General features: G+C 64.1%; 6 protein-coding genes. 2 read left to right on the forward strand and 4 right to left on the reverse strand.

Going from position 1 to position 4,304, the window contains the following annotated elements; all coding sequences use genetic code 11:
* The coding region (locus EOC06_RS32020) for an FAD-binding oxidoreductase (RefSeq protein WP_245470267.1) at positions 1-1,141 on the reverse strand (1,141 nt) is incomplete at its 3' end.
* Positions 1,142-1,150: 9 nt separating this feature from the next.
* Entirely contained in the window at positions 1,151-2,125 is a 975-nt protein-coding gene (locus EOC06_RS32025) for an L-threonylcarbamoyladenylate synthase (protein WP_128309668.1), read from the reverse strand.
* A gap of 191 nt (positions 2,126-2,316) precedes the next feature.
* Here EOC06_RS32025 and EOC06_RS32030 point away from each other — a divergent pair, with 191 nt between their 5' ends.
* Positions 2,317-2,802, forward strand: a complete 486-nt coding sequence (locus tag EOC06_RS32030; protein WP_128309669.1) for a hypothetical protein — start codon at positions 2,317-2,319, stop codon at positions 2,800-2,802.
* A gap of 137 nt (positions 2,803-2,939) precedes the next feature.
* The gene (locus EOC06_RS32035) at positions 2,940-3,329 is read left to right on the forward strand and encodes a hypothetical protein (RefSeq protein ID WP_128309670.1); all 390 of its coding nucleotides are present in this window, start codon (positions 2,940-2,942) and stop codon (positions 3,327-3,329) included.
* Positions 3,330-3,432: 103 nt separating this feature from the next.
* Here the strand turns inward: EOC06_RS32035 and EOC06_RS32040 are convergent, their stop codons facing one another.
* Together EOC06_RS32040 and EOC06_RS32045 are read right to left on the reverse strand one after the other, a co-directional pair.
* The gene (locus tag EOC06_RS32040) at positions 3,433-3,735 is read right to left on the reverse strand and encodes an ATPase (RefSeq protein ID WP_128309671.1); all 303 of its coding nucleotides are present in this window, start codon (positions 3,733-3,735) and stop codon (positions 3,433-3,435) included.
* Positions 3,736-3,844: 109 nt separating this feature from the next.
* The coding region (locus EOC06_RS32045) for a DALR anticodon-binding domain-containing protein (RefSeq protein ID WP_245470269.1) at positions 3,845-4,304 on the reverse strand (460 nt) is incomplete at its 5' end.

The raw sequence follows: 4,304 nt of genomic DNA on the forward strand, positions 1-4,304 counted from the left end.
CACCTGCACTTACCGACGCCACGGCGCCGGCAGCCTGCGCGATGAAGCGCGGGATCGATGCAATAGGCACCGAAATGTCGTGCTTGATCGAGGCGCCCTCCGGTTTCTGCGCCTCGGGCAGCAGCTCGCGGAAATTCCAGAAGGCATCCCCCTGCCCGAGGCTCGCCGCAATGACGGCGTCGCCGACGAATTCCTGTTCAAGGCCGGCCGAGAGCACGTCCTCGATCAACGCTCGCGAATCCTCCGACGAACGGCCTGATGAAATCTGCATCAGCACATACCACGGCCAGTCCTCGATCAGCGGCCGCACCACGCCCTGGGCATGCGCCAGCGTGAAATCATATGGCCGCCTGCCGATCAGTTCGAAAGCGGTGAGTGCTGCCCCGGCACGGTCCATGGCCAGGCTGAACAGCGAAAGTGCGGCCTCGGGCGACGACAGGCCGGCGAAGGCGACTTCGCGCCCCTTCGGCTTCGGGAACAGCTTGAGCACGGCGGCGGTGATGACGCCGAGTGTACCTTCGGCGCCGACGAACAGGTTTTTCAGATCGTAGCCGGTGTTGTCCTTCTTCAGCTTGCGCAGGTCGTCGAACACCTCGCCGGTCGGCAGCACCACCTCGACACCGAGACAGAGTTCGCGCGCATTGCCATAGGCAAGCACGCCGGTGCCGCCGGCATTGGAGGAAAGATTGCCGCCGATCTGGCAGGAGCCCTGCGCGGCCAGCGACAGTGGGAACAGCCGGTCGGCGGCGTCGGCTGCCTCCTGCAGCGTCTGCAGGATGACGCCGGCCTCGACCGTCACGGTGTTGGACAGGACGTCGATCTCGCGGATGCGGTTGAGCCGCGACAGCGACAGGACGATTTCGCGCCCGGACCTGTCCGGCACCTGGGCGCCGACCAACCCGGTGTTGCCGCTTTGCGGCACGATCGGCGTTCCCGTCTCCGTCGCCAGCCGCATGATCCGGCTGACTTCGTCGATGCTGCCCGGCCGCAGCACCAGCGATGTCGCGCCGTGCCAGAGCCCGCGCCGCTCAATGAGGTAGGGCGCGATATCGCGCTCGTCGCGCAGCGCATATTTGTCGCCAACGATGGCGGCGAAGCGATCGATGAGAGCGGAATCGAGTGTCTCTGTGATTTCGGTCATGGGGGAAAACTATGGTGTGGGCTGCGTGATGTCACGAGGGGCGGCGGCACGCGACAGCCGATCGTTGATGGCTTCGCCGAGCCCGTCGAAGGGAATAGGTTCGACGGCGATGGTCCGCGCGCCGCTGCGGTCGAGCTCCTGCATATGGGCGAACAGATTGCTCGCCGCTTCGCGCAGGTCACCGGTTTCGGATAAATTGAGGAAGGCTTCGGCGCGGCGCCAGCCTTGCGCCCTCTGGCTGCCGAAGCCTAGCAAAGCCTCGCCCTCGCCGACCGTGCCGGCATTGAGCCGCATCGCAGCACCTGGCGCATAGTGCGAGGCAAGCATGCCCGGCGCCTCGATACCGACGGTGCCGCCGCGCAACAGCTCCATGCCGATAGCCGCCTCGATCTCCTCGGCGGCGATGCCGCCGGGCCTCAGCAGCCGCAATCTGTTTCCTTCGGCCTTGAGAATCGTCGATTCCAGCCCGATCGGCGTCGCGCCGCCATCGACCACCAGCTTTATGCGCGCACCGAGATCGGCGGCCACCGCTTGCGCGGTCGTTGCGCTGATCCTGCCGGATGAATTGGCGCTGGGCGCTGCAAGCGGGCGGCCGAGCCTGGCGATCAGGTCGCCTGCAAAACCCCTCGGCATGCGCAAGGCAATCGTATCAAGCCCGGCGGTGACCAGCGGATGGATGCCGTTGCCGGGCCGTTGCGGCAGCACCAGCGTCAGCGGACCTGGCCAGAATGCCAGCGCCAGTTTCCTGGACAGCGGATCGAACAGCGCGAGGCGCTCTGCCATCGCCATATCCGCGACATGGGCGATCAGCGGGTTGAAGCGCGGCCGCCCCTTGGCCTCGAAAATGCGCGCGACGCCGATGCCGTTGGTGGCGTCGCCGGCCAGCCCGTAGACGGTTTCCGTCGGGATGGCGACGACATCGCCTTCCATGAGCAGCGCCAGCGCCCGCTCCAGCGCCTCGCCCGAGCCAAGTATTTCAGCCACTCTCGTCACCTCACAGATGCGGGGTGCGTAGTACGATGGCGGCCGTTGGGCAAGCCGCTGTTGGGTAACCTATTGTTGGCGAGCAGGAGCATTGGCAATTTATCAATCCCTAAAATGCTATGTTTCCGCGAAAGCCGGCATCAATTCCGGCCTGCTATCGAACAGCTTCTGGGCAAAGGGGAGCGACATCAGTGTCTGCGCGTATCCTGCTGGGTATCATTCTTGCTGTTGCGGCCGGCGAAGCCCAGGCGTCATCCCTGGTTTTTCCAGGCGCGCCATCCTCCACACCATCGATCGTCAGGATCGGCGCTCCCAACCAGCCTAGAACCGCCGATGCAGTCAAAGCCAGCGATGCGCGATCGGTGGTGGCAATAGGGGAAACGCCGCCCGACGTCACCGATGAAAAAGTGGCGGCGATCCCGGACAAGCCCGCGACCGGGCACGGCTTCCAGCCAGGCCCGATGGTCATTCGTGGCGGCGTTACCGGTCCCGATTTCCCTGCACCGGCGCCAACCGCTGCACCAGCGGCCGGTGCCGCGCCGGCCGCTGGCACGGCGCCGGCAACGGCCACCGCTTCCGCAGCCCCCTCAGGGAACGCCGAGAACCAACCCACCCCGCCGAGCGCTTCGGCGCCGGCAGCAGGGCAGCGCATGCCTCCCAACGGCTACACCAAATAGCCCCGGCTCAAAGACAGCCGACATCGATGGCGTGACTTGACGGTGGTCTGGCGCCCGGCGCACCATTGCCAGGCAAGCCCCGTTCTAGGTATTTCTGGCAGACGGGATTTCATCGCTAGGGGTAAAGGGGGGTGATCATGAGAAAATCTGGAATCGTAGCCGGGGCAGGCCTTCTGCTGGCGTCGTTGCTTGGCGTCGTCGCGGCTCATGCCGACGACATGCTGGGATCTTATGTCGCGCGCATTTCCGATCGCGACCATCAGGCGAGTGACGGCTATGCGCTGGACAATGCCGCGCAGATGGTGCGGCAGGACCGCGCCAACTGGCACAAATTCCACCGCCGTGACAGCGACGACGAGGCTGATGGCTGGTTCAGGACCAACGGCCAGCGCGCCGACCTGCAGCGCATGCTGGAACGCGGCGGCGCGATGAGTTCCTCGACCAAGCGCGCCATCGTCAATGGCGAACCGCTGATCCAGGTCGATGTCTACGAAAACAGCGTGCGCGTCAGCATTCTCGAGAACTGACCGTCGCCGGGGCGGCTGACCGTCGGCTTCGGGGGACGGCTGATAGGAGAAGGCGGCGCCTCAGCGCCGCCTTGCCATCGATAGACTCGGCGGCCGAAAAAAATCAGGCCGCTTCTTCCTTATCATCATCTTCTTCGGACTCGTCGCCTTCAGCCTTCACGCTGTCCTCGGCGTCGTCTTCGTCCTCGTCTTCTTCGTCTTCATCTTCGTCGTCATCCGAGAGCGTGGCAGTTTCGGCGGACTCGTCGCCTTCTTCATCGTCGCCGTCTTCGTCGTCATCAGACAGGTCAGCGGCTTCGATCGCTGCGGCGGCGGCATGATCGAGGATGGTTTCGGAAGCGGATTCAAGCGCCCCGGCGGGAACCGGGGTTTCTTCTGTCACTTCGATTTCGTGATCGGAATTCATGGAAGCCTCCGTGGGGTTGGGGAACATGTTCCTTTTGCCACGGAGAGATCATCGCCATATGACTGTAAGCCGGCTTGAGCGGCCGGTAGCAGAGAATATTTTCTTCGCCTTAACCTGCGATCCTGGAGAAATCCGCGACCTGACCGGTGGCCGCGCGGATGCGAGCGAGCAGCGCCAGGCGGTTGGCACGCACCGCCTGATCCTCATCGTTTACAAGAACATGCTCAAAGAATGAATCAACCGGCTCGCGCAATACGCTAAGCGCCAGCAGGGCGCCGGAAAAGTCATCGTTTTGAATCGCTTCGCCGGCTTGCTTCTCAGCCTGATTCACCGCCGCAAACAGCGATTTCTCGGCATCCTCGCGCAAAAGTGCCGACTCAACGGTTTCGGCGACCACCGTTTTCTTCTTCTCCTCGGCGGCCAGAATGTTGGCCGCACGCTTGGTGCCGGCGAGCAGGTTCTTGCCATCCTCCGTGTCGAGGAAGGAGCCGAGTGCTTCGACCCGGCGGACGATCAGCAGGAGATCGTCGGACTGCGATTGGCCAATCTCCCCCCTAGAGGGGGAGATG

This window comes from Mesorhizobium sp. M7A.F.Ca.MR.362.00.0.0 (assembly GCF_004023175.1).
Taxonomy (GTDB): domain Bacteria; phylum Pseudomonadota; class Alphaproteobacteria; order Rhizobiales; family Rhizobiaceae; genus Mesorhizobium.